Below are 25,976 nucleotides of genomic sequence, written 5' to 3'. Positions count from 1 at the left end.
GTTTTTTAAAAAATTTTGTATAATATTATTTTAAAATAAATTTTTGAATTAAGGTAGTTTTATGAAAAAAAATATTCATCCTAAATATAATAAAATAGATGTATTTTGTTCTTGTGGTAATAATATGAGTATTAATTCAACGGCAAACCATACTTTAAATTTAGATGTATGTAGTAATTGTCATCCATTTTATATAGGTAAACAAAGAGATGTTGTTTCTGGTGATCGTGTAGATAAATTTAATAAACGTTTTAAAATTTCTTTTTTTAAAAAAAATAATTAAAATTAAAAATATTTTATTTATTTTTAATAAAAAGTATATTTTTTATAAAAAAATAAAAAATATAAATGATAATAAAATTATAAAAATTATTTAAAATAAATTATTTTTTAATTAATTTTATAATTATTTATATAAAAAAATATTTTTATATAAAATATCATTTTAAAAAAAATATCATGTAAAATATATTAAATTTTGTGTAGATATTAAATATCTAGTAAATTATAAAAATATAAAGAATTTTAGTTTCAAAATTTAATTATTAATATAATAAAAAATATTCTTATATTAATAATATATCATTGAATATTAATTTTATGAAAAATGGTATTTTTTTGATTTTTAATTTGTTAATTTTATAACTATTGTTTTTTCAATCTGGTTTTTTAATTTCATTCCAGGACGAAAACTAACAATTTTTCGAGCACTAATTGTTTTATATTCACCAGTTTTAGGATTTCGACCAGGACGTTGTTTTTTATTTTGTAAAATAAAATTACCAAAGCCAGATAATTTTATTATTATACCTTTTTCTAAAGAAAATTTAATTTCTTCAAAAAATATTTCTATAATATTTTTTACAGAACTTTTGCTAAGTCCGAGTTTTTTAAATAAATTTTTTGATATTTCATGTTTAGTAATAGACATGTTTAATTCCTTAAATATGCATTAAATTGTTTTTTTAATATTGATAAACATAAATTAATCATTGTTATAATTTCTTTATCTTCCATTGTTCGTTTGTAATTTTGGAAAATAAAACTAATTCCAATGCTTTTGCATCCTTTTTTTACTTTTTCGCCTTTATATACATCAAATAAATTTATATTAGTTATGTTGTTTTTAAGAATATTTTTACATTCTTTTAGAATATCTGCAGTTGCTATATCTTCTGGTACTATTATAGAAATGTCACGACGATTTGATGGATAATTTGATACCTCTTTTATTTCATTATTAATATATTCTGTTAATATATCAACACGAATTTCAAATATTATAGTATTTTTAGATAAATTAAGATTTTCTTCTAATATAGGATGTATATTACCAATATAACCAATTTTTTTATTTTTAAAAAAAATACTTGCGCTTTTACCTGGATGTAGTGCTGAATGTTTTTCTTTTTTAAATGTAATTGAATTTAATTTATTAGTTAATTCAAAAATAGTTTCGATATCACCTTTTAAATCAAAAAAATCAACAGATTGTTTATTTAATGACCAATGTTCTTCAAATTTGTTACCTGCGATAACACCAGCAAGCATTAATTTTTGTTTTATTTTATATTTTGATTTTAAATCATGTAAAAAACATATTCCTGTTTCAAATAATTTAATTTTATTTTGTTGACGATTTTGATTATATATAACTGAATTTAATAAACCAGTCCATAATGATAAACGCATTGCAGACATTTCATCAGATATTGGATTTGTTAAAATAAATGATTTTTGTTGTGGATGTAATAAATTTTGTATTTTTGGATTTACAAAACTATAAGTAATTGCTTCTTGAAAACCTCGATCAACCAATAATAATTTAATACGATTTAAAGAAAATTTTATTTTTTTATTTTTTATAGTTAAATTAGTAAGAAGTGGTTTTTTAGGAATATTATTATAACCGTAAATACGAGCAATTTCTTCTATTAAATTTTCTTCGATTTGAATATCAAATCTTCATGTAGGAATGAATACATTCCATATATTTTTAGAAAGAAAAAATTCACATCCTAGTTGTATTAAAATATTAGTAACTATATCATCATCAATAAAATAACCTATTATTCTATCTAATTTATTTCGTGTCAGTTTTATATTTATTTTTTTTGGTAAATAAGTTTTATTTGTTATATTAATTAATTCACTAATATCACCGCCGCATATTTCTAATATTAGTTTAGTTGTATATTCAATTGCTTTATTTTGTATTTTATAATCAATGCCACGTTCGAATCTTGATGAAATATCATTTTGTAATTTATAATAATGTGAACGACCTTTAATAAAATTCGGGTTAAAAAATGCACATTCTAAAATTATATTTTTAGTTTTTTTATCAATTTCTGAAAGAGGACTATAAGAAATACCTGCTATTCCTAATATTTTTGAATCATCTGAAATTACTAATGTATTTATTTTTAATTTTTTTTTAATATTATTTGATGAAATAAATATTTCATTGTTGTTAGCCATTCTTACATTAATAGTACCATTTATTTTATTTAGATCATAAATTTGTATTGGTTGACCTAGTTCTAATAAAACATAGTTAGTTATATTAAAAATTGTGTTTTTTAAATCAATACCACATCTTCGTAATTTTTCTTTTATATAGATTGGTGTTTTCGCAAAAATATTAATATTTTTAATTATTCTGTATAAAATTTTAGGACATGCGTTTGGAGCATTAACATTAATGAAAAGTGTATTTTTTAATTTAGGAATAATAGTATCAATTGATATTTTATTAAGTTTTATTTTATTTGTAATAGATAATTCACGAGCAATACCAAATATGCTTAAGCAATCTGGACGGTTTTGTGGAATAGTTATTTCAACTGTATTATCATTAAGTTTTAGATAATTATAAACGTCATCGCCAATTTTGGCATCTTTTTCAAATTCTATAATTTCTTTTTTGTATTCATGAATACCAAGATCAAAATATGAACATATAAAACCTTCAGAAAAATTTTTATGTATTTTAGTTTTTTTTAATTTAAAATGTTTTGATAATACAGAATTAATTGTTGCTACTGCAACTTTTAAACCAATTTTACAATTTTGTGAATAACAAATAACGTTTAATAAATTCTTTTTACCTATATTAATTTTTGTTATAAATAAATTATTTATTTTTTTGTCTTGAATACATTCAATAATTTCACCAATTATAACCCCGTTAAATTTTTTAGCAACAGGTTCAAATTTATTAACTTCTAATCCTGACATTGTAATTTTATTAAATAATTCTTTGCTATTTATTGTTGTATTCAACCATTCTCGTAACCACAATTCACTAAATTTCATAATATAAAATATAGCCTTATTTGAATTGTTTAAGAAAACGAAGATCGTTTTCAAAAAATCTACGCAAATCAGAAATCCCGTAACGTAACATAGATATTCTTTCTATTCCAATACCAAATGCAAAACCAGAGTATTTTTCTGGATCGATGTTTACATTTCGTAATACGTTTGGATGTATCATACCGCATCCTAATATTTCTAACCATTTATTTTTTTTATCCATTATATCAATTTCTGATGAAAGAATTGTAAATGGGAAATATGATGGTCTAAAACGAATTTTGATTTTTTTTTCAAAAAAAATATTTAAAAAATTATGTAATATCCATTTGAGATTTGTAAAATTAATATTATTATCTACAATAAAACCTTCTGTTTGATGAAACATTGGTGTGTGTTTTTGATCATAATCTTTACGATAAACACGTCCTGAAGTTATAATTCTGATAGGTGGTTTTATTTTTTTCATTATTCGAATTTGAACGTTAGACGTTTGTGTTCTAAGTAACAGTTTAGAGTTAAGCCAAAAAGTATCTTGACTAGTACGTGCTGGATGATTAATTGAAATATTTAATGCGTCAAAATTATAATAACTATTTTCTATTTCTGGTCCTGTTTCAATAGAAAAACCTAATTTAGTAAATATGTTTTCAATTTGTTGAATTGAAATTGTTATAGGATGTAAATTACCATTATTTAAATATCTACCTGGTAATGAAATATCAATTTTTTCTGATGAAATTCGTTTGTTGATTTTTTCTTTTTGTAAAATTATTTTACGTAAATTTAATTCATTATGTATTTGTTTTTTTGCTTTATTTATTAAAATTAATATTTTTGAATTTTTATCATTTGATTTTTTATGTAAAGATTTTATTTTTAATTTTAAAAAACCATTTTTTCCTAAAAATTTAATACGAATTAATTCTAAATCAGTAATGTTTTTCGCTTGCTTTATTGCTGTATTTGCTTTTTCTATTAATTCAGCAAGTTCTAGCATTTAATTCTCCTATTTATTATTAAAATGTTATGTCTATGATATAATATATTAAAATAATATATATAAGTTAATTATATTTAACGCAAATATGTTTTTTATAAAAATAAAGTAAAATTATAAAAAAATGTAAATAAGGAAAATATTCCTTATTTACAAGAAAAAGTTAAGTTAGAGAATTTTTTGCTTTTTCGATTAAAATTTGAAATGAAATTTTATCAAAAATTGCAATATCTGCAAGTATTTTGCGGTTTATTTTTATTGATGCTTGTTTTAAACCATTAATAAAACAATTATAAGACATTCCGTTTTTTCTAGTCATTGCATTAATACGTGTAATCCATAGTTTACGAAATTGACGTTTACGTTGACGTCTATCACGATAAGCATATTGTCCAGCTTTTGTTACAGCTTGAAATGCTACTCTGTATACACGAGATCGTGCACCGTAATATCCTTTTGCTTGTTTTAAAATTTTTTTATGCCTTGCATGTGCAAATACACCACGTTTTATGTGTGCCATAGGTGTTAATCTCCTTTGTTTTCAGTAAAATAATGGTTTTTTAATTTTTTGCTAGGCATGAAGTTACAAATTTTATATCGCTTTTAGATACCAATCCTTTTGATCGTAAATTACGTTTACGTTTAGTAGATTTTTTTGTTAAAATATGACGAAGATTTGCATGTTTGTGTTTGAATTTGCCTCCTGCAGTTTTTTTAAATCGTTTTGCAGCACTGCGTATAGTTTTAATTTTTAACATTTTTTGTCCAATTTTTAATTTTAATTAATTATAAGTTAATTATATAATTTTTTAATAATTTTTTAATTTTTAAGAAAAAGATTTTGCAATCTATTACATAATATATAAAACAATATTTCTTTTTTTTTAAAAATTAAAAAAAATAGAACGATAATTTTATTTATATTAGAATATTTTGTTTTTTTATTTTAAAATAATTTATTATATTTTTTATAAAATATTATTTATTATATAATTTTGAATTTTAAAATAATTGTTAAAATAACATAATTATGTTTTTAAAAATTATTTTAAAAAATATATTTTGAATTCGATAAAAATTATTAAAATATTTATTGGTTTTTATCGAATTCAATTTATAATAATTTTTTAATTATTTTTTTTTGGTGCTAATATCATTAACATTTGCCGTCCTTCTATTTTTAAAGGCAATGATTCTACCAATGCTAATTCATTAAGATCATTTTTAATACGATTAAGAACATTAATTCCTATTTGTTGATGAACCAGTTCACGACCACGAAAACGTAAAGTAACTTTTACTTTATCACCACATTCTAAAAACTTAATTAAATTACGTAATTTTACTTGATAATCGCTTTCATCTGTTCCTGGGCGGAATTTAATTTCTTTTATTTGAAAAAATTTTTGTTTTTTCTTTTGTTTTTTTTGTGATTTACTTTTTTCGTAAAGGTATTTACCATAATCCATGATGCGACAAACAGGTTTTTCAGAATTTGGGGTGATTTCTACTAAATCTAATTCAGCTTCTTCTGCTTTTAATAATGCGGCATGGATATTCATCATACCGATTGGTTCTCCATTTACATCAATAACACGAACTATATTTGCTCGTATTTCTTCATTAATACGATTTAATCGTGTTTTTGTAAATTTTTTTTCGTTTTTAATATTTTATTCCTCCATTAAATTAAATTCTTTATTATTAATTTCTTTTAAAATATTTTCTGTAAATTTGTCAATATCAATACTTCCTAAATTTTTACCTAAACGAGTACGAACAGATATTTTACCTGATTCAATTTCTTTATCTCCACAAATTAACATATAAGGAACATGATTCATTGTATGTTCTCTAATCTTAAAGTTAATTTTTTTATTTCGTAAATCTGCTTTTGCACGAATGCCAGCTTTTTGTTGTTTAAAAACTATTTCTTTAACACGCTTTTCATGTTTGCTGGTAACATTTATTACAACGACTTGTTGTGGTGATAACCATGTTGGAAAATTACCAGAATATTCTTCCATTAAAATTCCAATAAATCTTTCAAGTGATCCTAGTATAGCACGATGTATCATAACAGGTGTTACACGTTTATTATTTTTATCAATATAAAATGCAGATAATCTATTTGGTAAGAAAAAGTCTAATTGTATAGTACCGCATTGCCATGTACGATCGAAACAATCAAGTAGTATAAATTCTATTTTTGGTCCATAAAATGCACCTTCTCCATATTGATATTCAAAATTAATTTTTTTTATATTTAATGCACTGACTAGATCTTTTTCTGCTTTATCCCACATATTGTCGGTACCGATGCGTTTATCAGGTCTAGTTGAAACTTTTACTGAAATTTTTTTAAAACCAAGGGTTTCATATATATTATAAACGATTTCTATACAATTTATTACTTCATTAATAATTTGACTATTTGTGCAAAAAATATGAGCATCATCTTGTGTTACGCATCTAACTCTCATTAAACCATGTAATGATCCAGATGGTTCATTTCTATGACAACTACCAAATTCTGACATACGTAAAGGTAAGTCACGATATGATTTTAAATGTTGATTAAATATTTGTATATGTCCTGGGCAATTCATTGGTTTTATACAATATTCGCGGTTTTCTGAAAATGTATTAAATATTGCGTGTTTATAATTATCCCAATGTCCAGTTTTTTCCCATAATATACGATCCATCATAATTGGAGTTTTTACTTCTTGATAATTGTGTTCTTTTAGTTTTGTAAGTATAAAGTTTTCTAATTCACGAAAAACAATTAAACCATTATCATGCCAAAATACCATTCCAGGTGCTTCTTTTTGCATATGATATAAATTTAATTGTTTATTAATTTTACGATGATCATTCTTAAAATTTTCTTTTAAATTAAACATTTTGTTTTTATTTTTTTATCTGTGTATGTTTTTATATATATTGTAATTTTTATTAGATTATTATTTAAATATATTATTAATTTTTTTTAGGTTTTTAATTATTATAAAATTTATATTTGATATATGAAGTTAAATAGATATTTACATATTTTCATAGTAATATAAACATAGATATTTATTTTTTCAATATTTTTATTATAAAAATTTTTTATATTTTTATTTTTTTAGAATATTTTATAGATTTTGAATTTATAATGTTTATTTATTAAGGAATTATAATTTGTTTTTAAATAATTTAAATATATTTTTTTTTAAGATTTTTTGAAAATATTTTTTATAAAATTATAATCTAAATTAGTATTGTAAAAAAAATATTGTTTATAACTAACATAGTTATTATATTATTGACTAGTCAAAATTTGTTTAATTTTATTATTAATATATAACAAATAAAAATAACGAATAATTTTTAGTTTGTTTTTGTTATTCATATGGTGAATTTAATGTTTTTAATTATTTTAAATTATATAAGTTGTATAAATTAATGTATTATTAATATTATTTTGAAATATATGATTTATTAAATTTTAATTTTATTGTTAATGGTATTAATAATTAAAAATTCTTTTTATATTAATTATTATTTTTAAGTAATATAATTGAATAAAAATTTTTATTCAATTATTATATTATATAATAATGCGTTTATTTAATTTTAGAAACTATATAATTTATTAAATTTAGTTTTTGTACTATAAAATTATATTTATTAATAATATGTTTATGAAAATATTTTTTATTGATCATTAAAATATTTTTTTATATTTTATTTAAGTTTTTGAAATTTATATTTTTTATATTTTATTAATATATTAAATATTAATTTACGATCAATTTTTATAAAAATTAAAATATTTATATATTTTTGTTAAAAAAATATTAGTTATGTAATTAATATTTTAAATTAAAATAAAAAATATTTTTTTAAAAAAATGTTATTTTTTAATATTTATTTTTTGATATTTTTATTAATTTTATATCATGACATCTGAAGGTCATATATTATTTTCAATAGCTTCATTAATTGTAGCTTATAAATTGCAGTTAACATTTGAAATAGTTCATGGTGATTGGATTTATATGTTATTAGGAGCTTCAATAGGATCGTTGTTACCTGATATTGATCATAAATCATCTTTATTTGGTAGAATATTTTTTTTTATTTCATTTTTTATGTCAAAAATTTTCAGTCATAGAGGTTTTACACATAGTTTACTTTCATGGATTATTTTAATTGTTTTTTTTTATATATTTCATATTGAAAAATTAATATCTAATGATTTAATCCAAGCATTTTTATTAGGGTATATTAGTCATCATTTTGCTGATATGTTGACACCATATGGTGTTAGTTTTTTATGGCCTTTATCTTATCGTTTTAGTATTCCTATAATTGTTGGTAAAAATAATAAACGAAGAGAACGTTGTATTTCTATTATTTTAATAGGTTGTTATTATATTTTTTATTTTAAAGATCATTTTGATGTTGTGTTTTATTTTAATAAAATAATTAATTTTTTTAAGATATTAAATATATTAGAGTGAAGTAATAAAAAATATTTTTAATAAATAAAAAAAATTGAATAATTTTTAATATTAAAATATATAATTAAACTAATTTTATGTTTTTAGAAAAAATTTTAAAAATATTTTTTTATAAAACATATTATATAATATAATAAATTATTTTTTATATAATAGTAATTTATTGATAATATAAATAGATCAATATTTTTATTTTTTTATTTTTTTATATAAAAACTAACATTTTAAAATATTTTACACAATGATTATAACCAAGTTCCAAAACGTTTTATATAAAATTGTTTTATTAACTGAGTTATAATAAAATAACTAATTAATGTTAATGTAAGCCAAGAAAAATATGTAATAGGTAGTGGTTGCAATCCTATTATTTTACCAAATGATGAATATGGAATATATAACCCTAATATCACAATAATACATGTTGTTAATATTACTGGCAATGCTGCAGTGCTTTGAATAAATGGTATTTTTTGTGTTCTTAACATGTGTACAATTAATATTTGAGATAATAGACCTTCTACAAACCATCCAGATTGAAATAATGATGCATAAGTTATGTTATTTGCTTTAAAAATAAACCACATAAGAATAAAAGTTGTGATATCAAAAACTGATGATATTGGTCCAATCCATATCATAAATCTCTTAATATTTTTAGAATTCCATTTTTGTGGAGACTTTAAAAATTCTTTATCTACTTTATCCCAAGGTAAAGTTAATTGAGAAATATCATATAATAAATTTTGTACAAGTAATTGTGTTGCTAACATTGGCATAAAAGGAATAAAAGCACTTGCAATTAATACTGAAAATACGTTTCCAAAGTTTGAACTTGCTGTTAAATTTAAATATTTTATTATATTTCCAAATATTTCTCTTCCTTTTATAACTCCTTGTTCTAAAACCATTAAATCTTTTTCAAGTAAAATAATATCTGCAGACTCTTTTGCTATGTCAGTAGCAGTATCTACAGAGATTCCTACATCAGCATCTCTTAATGCTGGAGCATCATTAATACCATCACCTAAAAATCCAACTGTATGTCCATTTTTTTGTAATTGTTTAAGAATTCGTGATTTTTGTAATGGTGTTAATTTACAAAAAGCTGATAATTTTTCAACTTTTTCACTAAGTTCTTTATCTGACATTTTTTCAATTTCAAAACCAGTTATAATTTTATTAGTATTTAGTCCAACATCATAACAAATTTTTTTTGTTATAATTGCATTATCTCCAGTTAATACTTTTATATTGATTCCATTTTTTTTTAATGTTGAAATAACAGAAATAGCACTATCTTTAGCATGATCTAAAAAAGTTAAAATTCCTTGTAATTCTAATTTTTTTTCAATTTTTGTTGATAAAGGGAATTTTTTTTCTGTATCATTTAAAATACGTGTAGCTAGTAGTAAAACTCTAAAACCTTGATTATTGAGATTATTAACTATTTTAAAAATTCTATTTTTTGCTTGTTTATTTAAAATTAATGTTTTTCCATTTAGTCTATAATTAATGCAAACTTTTAATATTTCTTCAACAGCACCTTTACAAATTAATAAAATTTTATTTTTAGGTGTTTTTATTATTATAGATAATTTTCTACGTATAAAATCAAATGGAATTTCGTCTATTTTTTGATAAGATATTAATTGTTTAGTATTTAAATTGTTACTACCATAATTAATAATTGCTTGATCTAATAAATTTTTAGTTCCACTTTGGTAGCAACTATTTAACCAAGCTAATTTTAATATATTATTATTTTTGTCACCATTATTATCTAAATAATGTTCTAAAATTATTTTATCTTTTGTTAATGTTCCTGTTTTATCTGTACATAATACATCCATTGCACCAAAATTTTGGATTGCATTTAATCTTTTAACTATAACTTTATGTTTAGACATAGCTATTGCTCCTTTAGCAAGATTTGAACTTACAATCATAGGGAGCATTTCAGGAGTTAATCCTACAGCTATTGCTAAAGAAAATAATGTTGCTTCAAACCAATCTCCTTTTGTAAATCCGTTAATTAATAATACAATTGGAACCATTATTGACATAAAACGAATTAATAACCAACTAACGTTGTTTACTCCTCGATCAAATGCTGTTTCTGCATGACTACCTACTATAGTTTTAGCTATTGCGCCAAAATAAGTGTTTGATCCTGTTGCTATAACAATTCCTTTTGCTGTCCCACTTGTAACACTTGTACACATTAAACAACTGTTTTGATTTTCTAATAATTTATTTTTTTCTTTATAATTATGTTTAATATTTTTAGTAAAAAAATTACTTGAACGATCATGTTTTTCAATTGGAATTGATTCTCCTGTTAAAATAGCTTGACTAATAAATAAATTTTTTGATTCTATTAAAAATAAATCTGCAGGAACCATATCCCCGGCAGATAAAAAAACAATATCTCCAGGTACTAAAAATTTAATAGCTATTTCTTTACGAATAGATTGTCCTGTTTTATTATTTCTTCGAAAGATTGTTGCAGTTGTTTTTATTAATGATTGCAATGTTTTAGCAGCTTTGTTAGTTCGATATTCTTGCCAAAAACGAAGTAGTCCACTAATGATTATCATTGTTATTATAATAATAACACCTGTTAAATTAGTTTCTTTATTTTTATATTCTGGGATAAAATAATCAGTAAAAAAATTAATTATTGCTAATATTATTAAAATAAAAATAAATGGATTTTTAAAAGAAATAAATAATTGTTTCCAATATGGAGGGGCTTTTTCATGAGCAATTTCATTTTTACCTTCAATTTTTAAACGTTTTAGCGCTTCATTTTCAGTTAATCCAAAAATATTTGTTTTATATTCTTTTATTATTTCTTCAGTATTTTTATTTACTTGTTCATTAATGATATATTTTAAGCGAGAGATATTTCTAACGCTTTTTTTCTGATGTTTTATTTCAGTCATAACGTTGTCTCTAGTATAGTATTAATATTTTTAACGATAATTAATTTGATATTATTTTTAACTATTGATTAGTCTTATATCATTTTGTAATGAATAATTATTATAAAATTAATAAATATTTTATTTTAATAATATGCATTTATTAATATGTATTAAATAAATTAAAATATTGAATAATTTGCAGTTTAATAGAAATTATTAAAACTATTATTTTGTATAATTTTATAAAAATATTCTAATTTCTTAAATTAAAATAATTATTATGTGTTTAATAAATATTAAAATTTGATATATTTATTTAAATAAAATTAAATTTCAAAAATATAAAATTTATATTATATAAAAAATTATATAATTATTAGTTTAATTTTTATTTTATAATAAAATTATTTTTTATTTTTTTATAAAAAATTATAAAGATATTTTTTTTTAAGTAAAGAATTAATTGTAATCAATTTTTTATATAAAATATATTTATTAATTTTATTAAAAATTACATTTAATAGTATTTTATTTGGTTTCGTGTGTTTATTATGGTAATTTTTTATTAAAAAAGCCCATTTTTATAAAAAAATGGGCTTTAAAAAGTTAAAGTAAGTATTTGCTTTAGATAGCAGTTACATTAGCAGCTGCTGGACCTTTAGCACCATCTTCAATCGTAAATTCAACTTGTTGACCTTCTGCTAGGGTTTTAAACCCAGCTCCTTGAATTGCAGAAAAATGTACAAAAACATCTTTACTTCCATCTGCTGGTGTAATAAAACCAAAACCTTTAGATTCATTAAACCACTTAACTTGACCTTTCATTTTGTCTGACATTTGACTTTTCCTATATAACATCAAAATAACTTATCTTTCGGCATATATTATAAATGTGAACTATTCTTTTAAAGAATAACAAAAATAAAATTTAAAAATTAAAATATTTATATTTTTTTAAATGTATTTATTTAGTAAATCATTTATGAAATAGAATCACTAAATTTAACACGCCAATATTATTAACTCACGACTTAATAATAATAGCAACTATTTTACGTAAATTATAATAAAAAAATATATTTTTTGTATATTTAATAATATTATTATTATTTTTTTAATATATTATTAAAGATTTTTGTAATATTTTATATTAATTTTTGATATTTTTAATATTTTTTATGAAAAAATATTTTATTAAAAAATTTAATTAATGTTTTTTTATTTTTAAAAAATAATTTAATTTTAATTTTTTATTTGATTTTTTTATGATTTATAGTATAGTATATATTATATATAAATTTAAATGATATTTACTTATTTTTTGAAATATTTAAATTTTAAAATAATTAAAAAAATTTATTCCTCCATAGTTCAGTAGGTAGAACGGCGGACTGTTAATCCGTATGTCGCTGGTTCAAGTCCAGCTGGGGGAGTAATTAAATAAATAAATTTTAATTTTAAAATTTTATTAAAATTGAAAATTATTTGGTGTTAAAAATGACAATAAAAACATCATTTAAAATGATACAACCTGATGATTGGCATGTTCATTTTCGAAGAGGTAAAATATTAAAAACAGTTGTTCATTTTACCAGTAAAATTTTTTATCGAGCCTTTGTAATGCCGAATGTTATCCCTCCTATAACTACTGTTAAAAATGCTGAAAATTATCGAAAAGAGATACTAGATGTAGTTGCTAATAAAAAACAATTTATTCCTTTAATGGTTTTTTATCTTACAGATAATACAGATGTTAATGAATTAGTTTATGGTTACAAAAAAAATATATTTTATGCTTGTAAACTTTATCCTATTAATTCAACTATAAATTCTGAATATGGTGTTTCCGATATAAAAAAGATTTATCATGTATTGTCAGTAATGGAATATTTTGGTATTCCTTTGTTAATACATGGTGAATTAGCAAAAAATTGTATTGATATTTTTGATCGTGAAGCAGAATTTATTAAACAAATTATGTTACCGTTAAGAAATAGATTTCCAATGTTAAAAGTTGTTCTTGAACATATTACAACTAAAGAATCTGTAGAATATGTTTTAAGAAGTAATCAGTATACTGCGGCTACAATTACACCTCATCATTTAATGTTTAATCGTAATCATATGTTAAGTGATGGTATAAAACCTCATTTTTATAGTTTTCCTATATTAAAAAGAAAAAAACATCAAGAAGCTTTACAATATGCTTTAACAACTGGATGCGATCGTTTTTTTTTAGGAACAGATACAGCTCCTCATTTTCAATCGGATAAAGAATCTTGTTGTGGTAAAGCAGGAATATTTAATGCCCCAATAGCTTTATCTATGTATGCTACTGTGTTTGAAAAATTAAATATTTTAAAATATTTTGAAGCTTTTTGTTCGTTAAATGGTCCTAAGTTTTATAATTTACCAATAAATAAAGATAATATAATATTGATAAAAAAAAGTGATACTATTTATGATAGTATTGATTGTTATAATAATAAAATTATACCATTTTTGGCTGGTAAAAAAATAAAATGGTCTGTTCTAGGCAATTAATTTTTTATAAAAAAAATTAGTTAATTTTTTTGGTTATAATTAATAAATTATTTTATTAATTATAGATTTTTAATTAATATAGTATTGTATTAATGTTAATTAAAAATTAATACGATTTTATTTTAAAAATAAATATTGTTATACTTTTTATTATATAAATATTATTTATTATATATAAAATATATTTTTTGTATAAAATTATTTTTTTATTTTTTTGTTTTTTTATATATAATATAAAATTAATATGTATAAAATATGGTTATTTTATAAGAAAATTTTTATTAAAATAATATAAATTGTAAATAATATAAAAGTATTGGAATAATTTATATAATTAATTTTGATATAAAAAGTATATTTTTAATATAACATGTATCAAATAATGTTTTTTTAAAAAAGGTTTTTATGACAATTTTGAAAGATGACGATGAATTATATATTCAAAAAGCTAGTAATGCAGTTCGTCTTGAACAATCAGGAAAGTATTCTGATGCAGCTAAAGCTTGGTCTCAAGCTTATTTATTTGCACAAACAAGATCTAATCAGGTATGGTGTGAACATCGTTCTGATTTTTGTTTTATGCAAATAAAACGTAAAAAATAAAAAAATAGAAAAATAATAAAAATATTTAATATATAATTATAATTATTTATAAAAAATTAATAGTTTTTATATTTTGAAATATGCTTATAATTTTTATATATATTATTTTTTAAAAAAATTAAATATATAAAAATTATAAAAAATTTTTTAGATATTTAATTACAAAAATAATTATGAGCTTAATTATAACAAAACGTTGTGTAAATTGTGGTGTTTGTGAATTAGAATGTCCAAATAATGCAATTTATTTTGGTAAAAAGTTTTATGAAATAGATCAAAAATTATGTACTGAATGTATTAATTATTATAATGAACCAAATTGTCAGTTAGTTTGTCCAATTACTAATGTTATTATAAAAAAAATAAAATAAAATATTTTGTTGTTTATTTTATTTTATTTTTAAAATTATACTTTCTATTATAACAATAGCTAATGCATAGCTACGTTCATCTGTTATTGAAACATAAAAATTAGTAGCATTTAAATTATTTGCTAATTTTAACGCTTTTCCATTTAGTTTTAATAATGGTTTTCCAATTTTATTGTTAATAATTTCAAATTGATTGAATGTTATAATGTTTTGAATACCTGTTCCTAAAGCTTTTGATGCTGCTTCTTTTACTGCGAAGCGTTTAGCCAAAAATTTAGCTTTATTATTTTGTTGTTGATATTGAATAAATTCATTTTTAGTTAATATTCGTTTTGCAAATTCATTTTTAAATTTCTGAATAATAGATTCAATTCGTGAAACTTTAACAAGATCTATTCCTAATCCTATAATAGTCATTATTTACGTGCTTCTGTTAATATTTTTTTCATATCTAATATTGCTTTACTTAATCCAGTAAAAATAGCACGGCTAATAATTGAATGTCCGATATTGAGTTCATAAATTTCTTGTAAACGTGCTATTTCATAAGTATTATGGTATGTTAAACCATGTCCAGCGTTAACTTTAAGTCCTTTATTTGATGCGTATTTTGCAGTTTTATGTATTCGATGAAGTTGTAATTTTTGTTCTTGTATTGTTTTTGAATTTGCAAAAATTCCTGTATGTATTTCAACGAATGATGCACCGATTTCTTTAGCAGCGTTTATTTGTTCATAATCTGGATCAATAAATAAAGAAACCAAAATTCCTTCATTTTTTAATTTTTGTATTGCTTTAAAAATTATTTTTTTTTGTTTAGTAACAGGTAATCCACCTTCAGTTGTAATCTCTTCTCGTTTTTCTGGAACTAAACAACAAAAAGTTGGTTTTATAGAACATGCAATATTTATCATTTCATCGGTTACTGCCATTTCTAAATTTATTTTTGTTGAAATAGTTTTAGATAAATATTTTAAATCTCTATTTGTAATATGACGACGGTCTTCTCGTAAATGAACAGTTATTCCATCAGCACCAGCTTCTTCCGCAATAAAAGCAGCTTGTATAGGATCAGGATAATTTGTTCCTCTTACATTTCTTAATGTTGCAATATGATCAATATTTATTCCTAATAATATTTTATTCATTGTTGTATTCCTTAAAATAATAATTTTTTATTATTTTTAATATAAATTACTTTTAACTATATTTTTTATTTTATTTACTTTTAATAAATGTACATTTTTATATAAATATGTATTTTTATTGTATGTTTATATAATTATAATGTTTGTTTATAATAATATTTATTTTTTTATATAATTTTAATCCAAATTTTTAAATGTACTTTATATTCAAAAAATTTTTCCATACTAATACGTGCTTCAGTTCCAATTTTTTTTATTTTATTACCATTTTTACCAATAATTATTTTTTTTTGATTAGGTCGTTTTATTAAAATTAACCCTTTGATTATAAATAAATTATTTTTTTTAATATGAAAATTTTCTATTTTTACATTTGTAGAATATGGTAATTCATCACCAAGGAATCGTATTAATTTTTCACGGATAATTTCGGAAGCTATAAATTCTTTAGATTTGTCAGTAATATTATTTTTTGTAAAAAAATGTTTAGATTCAGGAATATATTTATTTATTATTTTAGATAGTATATTAATATTTATTTCTTTTTTTGCACTGATTGGTAATATATGAATAAAATTTATTTTTTTACTAATAAATTTAATATATGGGAGTATATTTTTTTTATCAATTATTTTATCAATTTTATTAATTACTAAAATTATATTATTATGTAATTTTTTTAATTTAGATAATAATATTAAATCATTATCTGTTAAAATTATTTTGTCAACAATAAAAATTATTAATTCAACATTATTTATTGATTTTAGAGATGTATTAATAGTTGTGTTTTTTTTAAAAGATATTCCTGGAGTATCTATGTAAATAATTTGATAATTATTTATTGTTTTTATTCCCATGATACATTGATGTGTTGTTTGTGGTTTTTTAGATGTGATAGAAATTTTTTTTCCTAATAATTTATTTAAAAGCGTTGATTTACCGACATTTGGTTGTCCAATTATTTTAATAAAACCGCAATATGTTTTAGTTTTTGTCATTTAATCTCCAGTATTTTTAATACTTTTTCTGCTGCTGCTTGTTCAGCTTTACGACGACTTGAGCCAATTCCGTTAATTATTTGATTAACTCCGTCGATTTTACAGCTAATTGTAAATTCTTGATCATGTGCTTCACCTTTAACTTTTATTACTATGTAATTTGGTAATCCTAAACGTTTACTTTGTAAATATTCTTGTAATCTTGTTTTAGGATCTTTTTGTTTATCTGGACTAATTATATTAAGTCTATTTTGATACCAATTTAATATAATTTTATCAATTGTTTGCATGTTACTATCAAGAAAAATACTTCCGATTATAGCTTCTATTGCATCAGCAAGAATTGATTCTCTGCGGAAACCACCACTTTTAAACTCACCAGGTCCTAAACGTAAATAATTGCCTAATTTAAGTTCGCGAGCTATTTCAGCTAATGTATTTTCTCGTACAAGCGTTGCTCTCATACGACTCATATCACCTTCATTTACATTTGGAAAATTATGGTATAAATAATTAGAAATAACGAAACTTAATATAGAATCTCCTAAGAATTCTAATCGTTCATTATGAATATTACTTAAGCTTCTGTGTGTTAATGCTTGAATTAATAATTCATTTCTTTTAAATTGATAATTAAGTTTATGTTGTAATTTTTTTAATAAAAGATGATTCATAAATATACATAATTTAAATAATAAACAAATATTATATAACTACAAGATAAATAGTTTTTAAAATCTGTTAAGATTTGTATACTTTTATTTAAAATATTTTATAAGATAATTTTGAAAAATAATAATATATATTTTTTTGGATTTTTGAATATGTAATAATTAATATTTATAATTATAAAATAAATATTAATTAATTGAATTAATTCGATTAAAATTAATCCCGGTTGGCCATTCGTTTGCTTGTTTTTCAAAACTTAGCCATATAAAAACTACTCGTCCAATAAGATTTTGTTTTGGAACAAAACCCCACATACGACTATCTGAACTATTATCTCTATTGTCTCCCATCATAAAATAATGATTTTCTGGTACAATCCATTCATTTTGTGGCATTCCTTGTTGTGAAAAAATTGGTATTGTAGATATTTGTTTAATATCAAGAATTTGATGTTTTATATTATCTAATGTTTCTGTTCGTTCATATTGTCTAAGTGCATTATTCGGTAGTTTTTTGTTAATAGGAATTTTATAATTTCCTTTTTTTGTGTTACTTAAAGAATCAATATTAAAAAATATAGTCCATTCGCTAAGTTTTAATAAACTATAATTAATATGTAATCGTTTTGTGTGTTTATTACTATTATAGTTAGGATATATTATTATTTCTTTATTGTCTAGATCATAAATAATTTTATCATTTGGTAATCCAATAATACGTTTTACAAAATTAATTTTTGGATCTTTTGGATATTTGAATACAGCAATATCTCCACGTTTTGGTTTACCTGTTTTTATTAATGTTTTTTGTGTGATTGGATTTTTTATTCCATACGTAAATTTTTCAACTAATATAAAATCACCAATTAGTAATGTTGGCATCATTGATCCTGAAGGTATCTGAAAAGGTTCATAGATAAATGAACGTATAATAAATACAATTCCGAATACAGGAAACATTGAGCTGATTGTATCTATAAATAAAAATTTATTAATATGTTTTATAGATTTGTTTTTTAATAAGAAATTGTTTTTTTCTTTTAATTGTTTTAAATTGTTTTTATGATTAAAACAAAAATTAAATTTTTTGCAACACCAAAAAACACCGGATATTAATGTTGCAAACATTAAAATTAATGAAAAGTTATTTAACAATTTCTTACTCCATATAGTTGATTAATTATTCTTATTAACTTGTAATATTGCAAGAAAAGTTTCTTTGGGTATAGAAATATTACCAATTTGTTTCATACGTTTTTTTCCTTTTTTTTGTTTTTGTAATAATTTTTTTTTGCGTGTAATATCACCACCATAGCATTTTGCTGTAACATTTTTTCGTAATTGTTTTATTGTAGAACTAGCTATAATATTATTTCCAATTGTAGCTTTTATTGCAATATTAAATTGTTGACGAGGAATAAAATCTTTTATTTTTTTTATTAATTCCTGTCCTCGATAATGTGAGTTTGTTTTATGAGTTATTAACGATAAAGCATCAACTCGTTCATTGTTAATAACAATATCAATACGTACTATATCAGATTTTTGAAAATGTTTAAATGTAAAATCTAAAGATGCATAACCGCGAGATATTGATTTTAATCGATCAAAAAAGTCTAATATAATTTCAGACATAGGAATATGATATACCAATGAAACTTGTTCTACATGATAAATCATATTAATTTGAATACCTCGTTTTTCTGAACAAATTGTAATTATATTACCTAGATAATCTTTTGGTGTTAAAATATGGCATTCAGCAATAGGTTCTTTTATTTCTTTGATTAAATTACTGGCAGGTAGCTTTGAAGGATTATCTATATATATGATGTTATTGTTTGTTTGTATTATTTCATAAATTACTGTTGGTGCTGTTATTATAAGATCGAGTTTATATTCACGTTTTAAGCGTTCTTTTATAATTTCCATATGTAGCATACCTAGAAAGCCACAACGAAAACCAAATCCTAAAGATTTTGAGGTTTCTGGTTCAAAAAATAAAGATGAATCGTTTAAACTTAATTTATTTAGTGCATTTAATAAAAATTTATATTTATTAGAATCAATTGGAAATAGACCAGTGTAAAGTTGTGGTTTTATTTTTTTGAACCCAGGTAATATTTCTTTTGCAGGATGATTAGCACATGTTAATGTATCTCCTACAGGTGCTCCTGTTATATTTTTGATTCCACAGATTAACCAACCTACTTCTCCGCAGTTTAATATATCTCTATGAATTTGTTTTGGTGTAAAAATACCTAAATAATCTACATTATATATTTGATTAGTACTCATTACTTTAATTTTATTACCTTTTTTTAATGTTCCATTTTTTATACGAACAAGAGATACAACACCTAGGTAATTATCAAACCATGAATCAATAATTAATGCTTGTAATGGTGCATTACTATTTCCACTTGGTGGCGGTATTTTTTTTATTATTTCTTCTATAATTTCTTGTATACCAAATCCAGTTTTTGCTGAACATGTAAGAGCATTATGTGCATCAAGTCCTATAATATCTTCAATTTCTTTAATAACACGTTTAGGGTTTGCTGATATTAAATCAATTTTATTAATAACAGGTATAACTTCTATATTCATTTCAATTGCTGTGTAACAGTTAGCAATGGTTTGTGCTTCTACACCTTGTGTTGCGTCTATAATTAAAAGAGCTCCTTCACATGCAGATAATGAGCGAGATACTTCATATGAAAAATCTACATGACCGGGGGTATCTATAAAATTTAATTGATAAAAGTCGTTGTTTAATGTTTTATAAATTAATGTTACGCTACGAGCTTTAATTGTTATACCACGTTCACGTTCTAAATCCATAGAATCTAGAATTTGTGTTTTCATTTCTCGTTTTGTTAAACCGTCACAAATTTGAATAATTCGATCTGAAAAAGTTGTTTTTCCGTGATCAATATGAGCTATAATAGAGAAATTTCTTATGTTTTTTATATTCAAAATATATCTTCTTAAAACTAAAAAAGTAATTAATGGATTAATATTTTATTTGTTTAATATAATTTTATTATTTTGTATGTAATTATATAAACAAAAAATTATGTTTATTTTTTTATTTTTAAATTATATATATTATTTATTAAAATTTTATAGTTTGTTATAATGTATTTGATTTATTATAAAAGTATAATTTTTGATATTTTTTAATTTATTTATAATTGTAATTATATAATAGTCATAAGTTATTATTTTTTGTATATTAAGTTTAAAATTAGTTATTTTTTAATTTAGATAATAATAATTTGTTAAGTTATATAAAAGTTAAATATATTATATATTATTAACATTAAATTAATATATTTATTTCTTTAAAATATATATGTGAATTTTATATATGTAATTTAAATAATGTTTATTTTATTTAAAAAAAATATTTTTTGAATATTTTTAAAAAATTTTTTTTAAAAAAAATAATATATATTTTATAGATTTTAAAATTGATATTTTATATTAAAATTGATTTAATTTGCTTTGTGTATTATTTTTATGTAAAATTTATCATTATTATAATATTTTATTTGATTATTTTTTAAAAATTATTTTTTTTATGCAATAATTAATTTTAATTAATATACAAATATTTATTTATTTTATACAAATTAGTATAAAATTTTTTACGTTGAATAACATTAATTTATGAATAAAACAATATGTCATTATACTGATATATTAATTATTGGAAGTGGTATTTCGGGGTTATCTGCTGCTTTGAGATTAGCTTCATTTTATAAAATAATTTTAATTAGTAAAAACAAAATAAATGAATGTGCATCTTATTATGCACAAGGTGGTATAGCTTCTGTTTTTAATGAAAACGATAGTATTGAATCTCATATAAAAGACACTTTAAATGTTGGTTTAGATATTTGTGAAAAATCTATAGTTGAATTTATTATTTCAAATTCACAGAAATGTATACAATGGCTTGCAGAACAAGGTATATCATTTGATATGGAATATAATAGTATAAATAAAAATAAATATCATTTAACAAAAGAAGGAGGGCATAGTCATCGTAGAATATTGCATTGCACAGATTTTACTGGTAAGGAAATTGAGACAAAATTAATAAATCTTGTTTTAAAACATAAAAATATTTTTGTAAAAGAATTTTTTAATGCGATAGATTTAATTGTAAAAAAAACATATATAAAAGAAAATAATCGTATTGTTATTGGTACTTATGTATGGAATATACAATTTAAACGAGTTGAAATAATAAAATCAAAAATTTTAATATTAGCTACAGGAGGAGCATCAAAAGTATATAAATATTCTACAAACCCAGATATTTCAACTGGTGATGGTATTGCTATGGCGTGGCGCGCTGGTTGTCGTGTTGCAAATTTAGAATTTAATCAATTTCATCCAACTTGTTTGTTTCATAAACAGTCTCATAATTTTTTATTAACAGAAGCATTACGAGGTGAAGGTGCTTATTTAAAACGATATGATGGAACTCGTTTTATGAAAGAATATGATAGTCGCTATGAATTAGCTCCACGAGATATTGTTGTTTTAGCTATGAATAAAGAAATGAATCGTCTTGGTGTTAATTGTATGTATTTAGATATAACTCATAAGTCATCTGATTTTATAAAAAAACATTTTCCAGGTATTTATAAAAAATTAATGGAATTTGGATTGGATTTAACTAAAGATAGTATTCCAGTTGTTCCAGCTGCACACTATACATGTGGTGGTGTTATTGTTAATAAGTTTGGTATGACTGATATTGAAAATTTATATGCTATTGGTGAAGTAGCTTATACTGGTTTTCATGGTGCAAATCGTATGGCATCTAATTCATTATTAGAGTGTTTAGTATATGCTTGGTCGTCATCAGAAAATATTATTAATACAACTAAATATATTATTGATATAGAAAAATCTTTAGATTTTTATAAAATCAAAAAGAAAAATATTAATGATGATATAATAAAACATGATTTGAATAATTTAAAATTAATTATGTGGGATCATATGGGTGTTGTTAGAACAACTAGCAGTTTAAAATATGCATTGAATCATATTAATCTACTAAAACAAAAAATTTTTTTTTATTATTCTGAATTTAAAATTTCATCTAATTTATTAGATTTAAGAAATCTCGTACAAGTTTCTGAATTAATGATACGATGTGCTTTAAATCGTAAAGAAAGTCGTGGATTACATCATATTTTAGATTATCCAACAAAGTTTAAAATATCTGGTCCTACTATTTTAATTCCGTAAATATAAATATTTTAAAAATAATATTAACTATAATTAGTATTTAATTTTATTTTTAAGAATATTTTGCTTTAAAATAATACTTATTAAATATTATTTTATATTAATTCAAATGATCAATTTTTATTTTTTTTATATAAAAGTTAATTTTTTATTTATTAATAATAATTAATTTATTAATTTACTATTTATTTAAGATTTAAAAATAATTATTTTTAAAAAATATATGTTTAATAATGCAACTTGGTCAGATTTCTTTTATAAAGAAAAAACACAATTTTATTTTAAATCAATTTTATTATATCTTTCAAAAGAAAGAAAAAATGGGAAAATTATTTATCCATCAAAAAATGATATATTTAATGTATTTCTTTATACTGAGCTTAAAGATATAAAAATAGTTATTTTAGGACAAGATCCTTATCATGGTTTTGGACAAGCTCATGGTCTTTCTTTTTCAGTAAAACCTGGAATTAAAATACCACCATCTTTAATTAATATTTATAAAGAATTAAAACAAAATATATCGAGTTTTCAAATTCCAAATCATGGATATTTACTTAAATGGGCTTATCAAGGAGTTTTTTTATTAAATAGTATATTAACAGTTGAACATGGTATACCTAATTCTCATGCAAATATTGGTTGGGATTTATTTACTGATAAAATAATTTTATATATTAGTAAATATACTTCTGGTGTTATATTTTTATTATGGGGGAAATATGCACAAAAAAAAGATAAAATTATTAACACAAATCGTCATTTTATATTAAAAGCTTCCCATCCTTCACCTTTTTCTGCTTATAACGGTTTTTTTGGATGCAAACATTTTTTAAAATCTAATGATATTTTAATAAAACAAGGTAGAACTCCAATAGATTGAACTTTGTAATAATTATGTTATAGTATTAAAATGGGATTTAAATAAATCCCATTTTTTTAGAAATTATTTAGAGACAGTAACTATTGCTGGTCTTAGTAATCTATTATTTAGTATATATCCTTTTTGCATTATATTTAGAACGTTTCCTGGTTTGTGTTTTGATGATTCTATCATTGATATAGCTTGGTGTATTTCGGGATTAAATGGTATATTTTCTTCAGATATCGATTTAATACCAAATTTACTTATAATATCTAAAAAAGTTTTTAATGTTAAATTTAAACCTTCTGTTGTTTTTGATTTTTCATCATTGTTATTAATTGATTCTATAGCACGTTCTAAATTATCTATTATTGGTAATAATTCACTTAAAAACTTTTCAAGTGCAAATTTATGTGCTTTTTCAATATATTGTTCAGTACGACGTTTTATATTTTCGACTTCTGCTTGTGCGCGTAATATAGTATCTCGTTCTATTTTTTTAGATTTTTCTAAGACTTCTTCAAGTTCTGTAATACGTTTTTTTAAATTTTCTTCATTTGTTTCTTGGTTGGTGGTATTTTGGTTTAATTGCATATCTTGTGATTTTTCTTCTTCAGAAACTTGCTCATTATTAAAGCTATTATCTTTATTGTTCATGAGTATCTCCGTTTATTTTATATTAACCACATTATGCGAAATTATTATGGGGGTGTAAAATGTAGATTCAAGAGAATTTATATAATTTTAGGTTAAAAAGTGTATATATATGCAAAAAAATAATGAAAAAATAAAACTACAATTTAAAACAATTGGAATTGTTGGATATAAAAAATATTTTAAATTTTTTGATATTTTTAAATTAGTTTATACATGGTTGATTTCAAACAAATATAATATTATTGTAGATAAAAATATAACTAATGATTTAAAACTAAAAAATTTAATAACAGGAACTTTAATTGAAATTGCTAATCTTACTGATTTAATAATTGTAATAGGAGGAGATGGGAGCATGATTAGTGCTGCAAGATTTTTTTCGAATTATAATATTAAAATAATTGGTATAAATTGTGGAAAATTAGGATTTTTAACTGATCTTGATTTTAATAATGTATTACAGCAACTTTCTTATGTTTTAAATGGTTTTTATATCGAAGAAAAACGTTTTTTACTTGAAGTAAAAATTATTAATTCAAATCGTAATTTTTTTAAAAATATTGTAATCAACGAAATTGTTTTACATTCTGGTGAAATAGCTGATATGATTGATTTTGAAGTATATATTAATGAAAAATTTGCTTTTTCTCAACGTTCTGATGGATTAATTGTTGCAACACCAACTGGTTCAACTGCATATTCATTATCTGCAGGTGGTCCAATTTTAACACCTGATTTAGAAGCAATTGTATTACTTCCTATGTTCCCGCATACATTATCATCACGTCCATTAATTATTAATAATGATAGTGTTATTAGGTTAAAATTTTTAAGCTCTAAAATTAATTATAAAATTAGTTGTGATACTCAAATTACTTTATCTGTAAGAGATGAAGAAGAGGTTGTAATAAAACGTAGTAATAAATTTTTTAATTTAATACATCCGTTAGAATATGATTACTTTAACACACTTAATACAAAATTAGGTTGGTCAAGAAAAAATTTTTAATTTTAAAATTATTTAATAAAAAATATATTTTTTATTATTTATTTTTATGAAAAATAATTTTATATTAATATTTA

23 protein-coding genes, 1 tRNA gene and 1 pseudogene are annotated in these 25,976 nt (G+C 21.3%); 9 read left to right on the top strand and 16 right to left on the bottom strand.

The window, feature by feature from the left end; translation table 4 throughout:
- Positions 1-61: 61 nt before the first annotated feature.
- Entirely contained in the window at positions 62-283 is a 222-nt protein-coding gene (gene rpmE / locus AAGD61_RS02805) for a 50S ribosomal protein L31 (RefSeq protein WP_341764928.1), read from the top strand.
- Positions 284-625: 342 nt separating this feature from the next.
- Here rpmE and AAGD61_RS02800 read toward each other — a convergent pair whose 3' ends face one another.
- The 7 genes and pseudogenes from AAGD61_RS02800 to thrS all read right to left on the bottom strand — a co-directional run.
- Positions 626-931: an integration host factor subunit alpha gene (locus AAGD61_RS02800; RefSeq protein WP_341764927.1), complete on the bottom strand. Its 306-nt coding sequence runs from the start codon at positions 929-931 to the stop codon at positions 626-628.
- A 2-nt stretch (positions 932-933) separates the two neighbouring features.
- Positions 934-3,318, bottom strand: coding sequence for a phenylalanine--tRNA ligase subunit beta (pheT, locus tag AAGD61_RS02795; RefSeq protein ID WP_341764926.1), 2,385 nt, complete (start codon positions 3,316-3,318; stop codon positions 934-936).
- A 16-nt stretch (positions 3,319-3,334) separates the two neighbouring features.
- On the bottom strand, positions 3,335-4,318 hold the full coding sequence (gene pheS / locus AAGD61_RS02790) for a phenylalanine--tRNA ligase subunit alpha (RefSeq protein ID WP_341764925.1): 984 nt from the start codon (positions 4,316-4,318) through the stop codon (positions 3,335-3,337).
- A 163-nt stretch (positions 4,319-4,481) separates the two neighbouring features.
- The gene (rplT, locus tag AAGD61_RS02785; protein WP_341764924.1) at positions 4,482-4,838 is read right to left on the bottom strand and encodes a 50S ribosomal protein L20; all 357 of its coding nucleotides are present in this window, start codon (positions 4,836-4,838) and stop codon (positions 4,482-4,484) included.
- A gap of 40 nt (positions 4,839-4,878) precedes the next feature.
- Positions 4,879-5,076, bottom strand: a complete 198-nt coding sequence (rpmI, locus tag AAGD61_RS02780) for a 50S ribosomal protein L35 (RefSeq protein WP_341764923.1) — start codon at positions 5,074-5,076, stop codon at positions 4,879-4,881.
- A gap of 369 nt (positions 5,077-5,445) precedes the next feature.
- Positions 5,446-5,988 (bottom strand): translation initiation factor IF-3, encoded by a 543-nt coding sequence (gene infC, locus AAGD61_RS02775; protein WP_341765305.1) that lies wholly within the window; start codon positions 5,986-5,988, stop codon positions 5,446-5,448.
- 3 nt (positions 5,989-5,991) lie between these two features.
- A pseudogene (thrS, locus tag AAGD61_RS02770) lies at positions 5,992-7,215 on the bottom strand (threonine--tRNA ligase); the annotation flags it as partial.
- A gap of 1,050 nt (positions 7,216-8,265) precedes the next feature.
- Between thrS and AAGD61_RS02765 the strand changes: the two are divergent.
- On the top strand, positions 8,266-8,850 hold the full coding sequence (locus AAGD61_RS02765) for a metal-dependent hydrolase (RefSeq protein ID WP_341764922.1): 585 nt from the start codon (positions 8,266-8,268) through the stop codon (positions 8,848-8,850).
- Positions 8,851-9,074: 224 nt separating this feature from the next.
- Here the strand turns inward: AAGD61_RS02765 and mgtA are convergent, their stop codons facing one another.
- Complete coding sequence (gene mgtA, locus AAGD61_RS02760; RefSeq protein ID WP_341764921.1) at positions 9,075-11,777, bottom strand: magnesium-translocating P-type ATPase; 2,703 nt, start codon at positions 11,775-11,777, stop codon at positions 9,075-9,077.
- A 606-nt stretch (positions 11,778-12,383) separates the two neighbouring features.
- Positions 12,384-12,596, bottom strand: a complete 213-nt coding sequence (gene cspE / locus AAGD61_RS02755; protein ID WP_341764920.1) for a transcription antiterminator/RNA stability regulator CspE — start codon at positions 12,594-12,596, stop codon at positions 12,384-12,386.
- A 523-nt stretch (positions 12,597-13,119) separates the two neighbouring features.
- On the opposite strand from cspE, the gene AAGD61_RS02750 reads away from it, so the two are divergent.
- The 4 genes from AAGD61_RS02750 (at position 13,120) to AAGD61_RS02735 (ending at position 15,277) form a co-directional block, all read left to right on the top strand.
- A tRNA-Asn gene (locus AAGD61_RS02750) sits at positions 13,120-13,192 on the top strand.
- 64 nt (positions 13,193-13,256) lie between these two features.
- A complete protein-coding gene (pyrC, locus tag AAGD61_RS02745; RefSeq protein ID WP_341764919.1) occupies positions 13,257-14,303 on the top strand; it encodes a dihydroorotase in 1,047 nt (348 codons plus the stop codon).
- Positions 14,304-14,708: 405 nt separating this feature from the next.
- Positions 14,709-14,906 (top strand): ANR family transcriptional regulator, encoded by a 198-nt coding sequence (locus AAGD61_RS02740; RefSeq protein ID WP_341764918.1) that lies wholly within the window; start codon positions 14,709-14,711, stop codon positions 14,904-14,906.
- Positions 14,907-15,079: 173 nt separating this feature from the next.
- Positions 15,080-15,277 (top strand): YfhL family 4Fe-4S dicluster ferredoxin, encoded by a 198-nt coding sequence (locus AAGD61_RS02735; RefSeq protein WP_341764917.1) that lies wholly within the window; start codon positions 15,080-15,082, stop codon positions 15,275-15,277.
- Between the two features lie 18 nt (positions 15,278-15,295).
- Here the strand turns inward: AAGD61_RS02735 and acpS are convergent, their stop codons facing one another.
- From acpS to lepA, 6 genes are all read right to left on the bottom strand, one after another.
- Entirely contained in the window at positions 15,296-15,694 is a 399-nt protein-coding gene (acpS, locus tag AAGD61_RS02730) for a holo-ACP synthase (RefSeq protein WP_341764916.1), read from the bottom strand.
- On the bottom strand, positions 15,694-16,425 hold the full coding sequence (pdxJ, locus tag AAGD61_RS02725) for a pyridoxine 5'-phosphate synthase (RefSeq protein WP_341764915.1): 732 nt from the start codon (positions 16,423-16,425) through the stop codon (positions 15,694-15,696). The genes acpS and pdxJ overlap by 1 nt, the downstream gene beginning before the upstream one ends.
- Positions 16,426-16,592: 167 nt before the next feature.
- A complete protein-coding gene (era, locus tag AAGD61_RS02720) occupies positions 16,593-17,426 on the bottom strand; it encodes a GTPase Era (protein WP_341764914.1) in 834 nt (277 codons plus the stop codon).
- Positions 17,387-18,100: a ribonuclease III gene (rnc, locus tag AAGD61_RS02715; RefSeq protein ID WP_341764913.1), complete on the bottom strand. Its 714-nt coding sequence runs from the start codon at positions 18,098-18,100 to the stop codon at positions 17,387-17,389. The genes era and rnc overlap by 40 nt, the downstream gene beginning before the upstream one ends.
- 186 nt (positions 18,101-18,286) lie before the next feature.
- Positions 18,287-19,252: a signal peptidase I gene (gene lepB, locus AAGD61_RS02710; RefSeq protein WP_341764912.1), complete on the bottom strand. Its 966-nt coding sequence runs from the start codon at positions 19,250-19,252 to the stop codon at positions 18,287-18,289.
- Positions 19,253-19,273: 21 nt separating this feature from the next.
- Entirely contained in the window at positions 19,274-21,070 is a 1,797-nt protein-coding gene (gene lepA, locus AAGD61_RS02705; RefSeq protein WP_341765304.1) for a translation elongation factor 4, read from the bottom strand.
- 702 nt (positions 21,071-21,772) lie between these two features.
- Between lepA and nadB the strand changes: the two genes are divergently transcribed.
- Complete coding sequence (nadB, locus tag AAGD61_RS02700; RefSeq protein ID WP_341764911.1) at positions 21,773-23,371, top strand: L-aspartate oxidase; 1,599 nt, start codon at positions 21,773-21,775, stop codon at positions 23,369-23,371.
- A 223-nt stretch (positions 23,372-23,594) separates the two neighbouring features.
- Positions 23,595-24,263 (top strand): uracil-DNA glycosylase, encoded by a 669-nt coding sequence (gene ung / locus AAGD61_RS02695; RefSeq protein ID WP_341764910.1) that lies wholly within the window; start codon positions 23,595-23,597, stop codon positions 24,261-24,263.
- 54 nt (positions 24,264-24,317) lie between these two features.
- On the opposite strand, the gene grpE is transcribed toward ung, so the two are convergent.
- Entirely contained in the window at positions 24,318-24,893 is a 576-nt protein-coding gene (grpE, locus tag AAGD61_RS02690; RefSeq protein ID WP_341764909.1) for a nucleotide exchange factor GrpE, read from the bottom strand.
- A 130-nt stretch (positions 24,894-25,023) separates the two neighbouring features.
- Between grpE and nadK the strand changes: the two genes are divergently transcribed.
- On the top strand, positions 25,024-25,902 hold the full coding sequence (gene nadK / locus AAGD61_RS02685) for an NAD(+) kinase (protein ID WP_341765303.1): 879 nt from the start codon (positions 25,024-25,026) through the stop codon (positions 25,900-25,902).
- Positions 25,903-25,976 lie beyond the last annotated feature (74 nt).

The organism is Candidatus Providencia siddallii (assembly GCF_964026685.1).
GTDB lineage: Bacteria > Pseudomonadota > Gammaproteobacteria > Enterobacterales > Enterobacteriaceae > Providencia_A > Providencia_A siddallii_A.
Note: the sequence above shows the minus strand (reverse complement) of the source record. Positions and strands in the feature narration are given on the sequence as shown.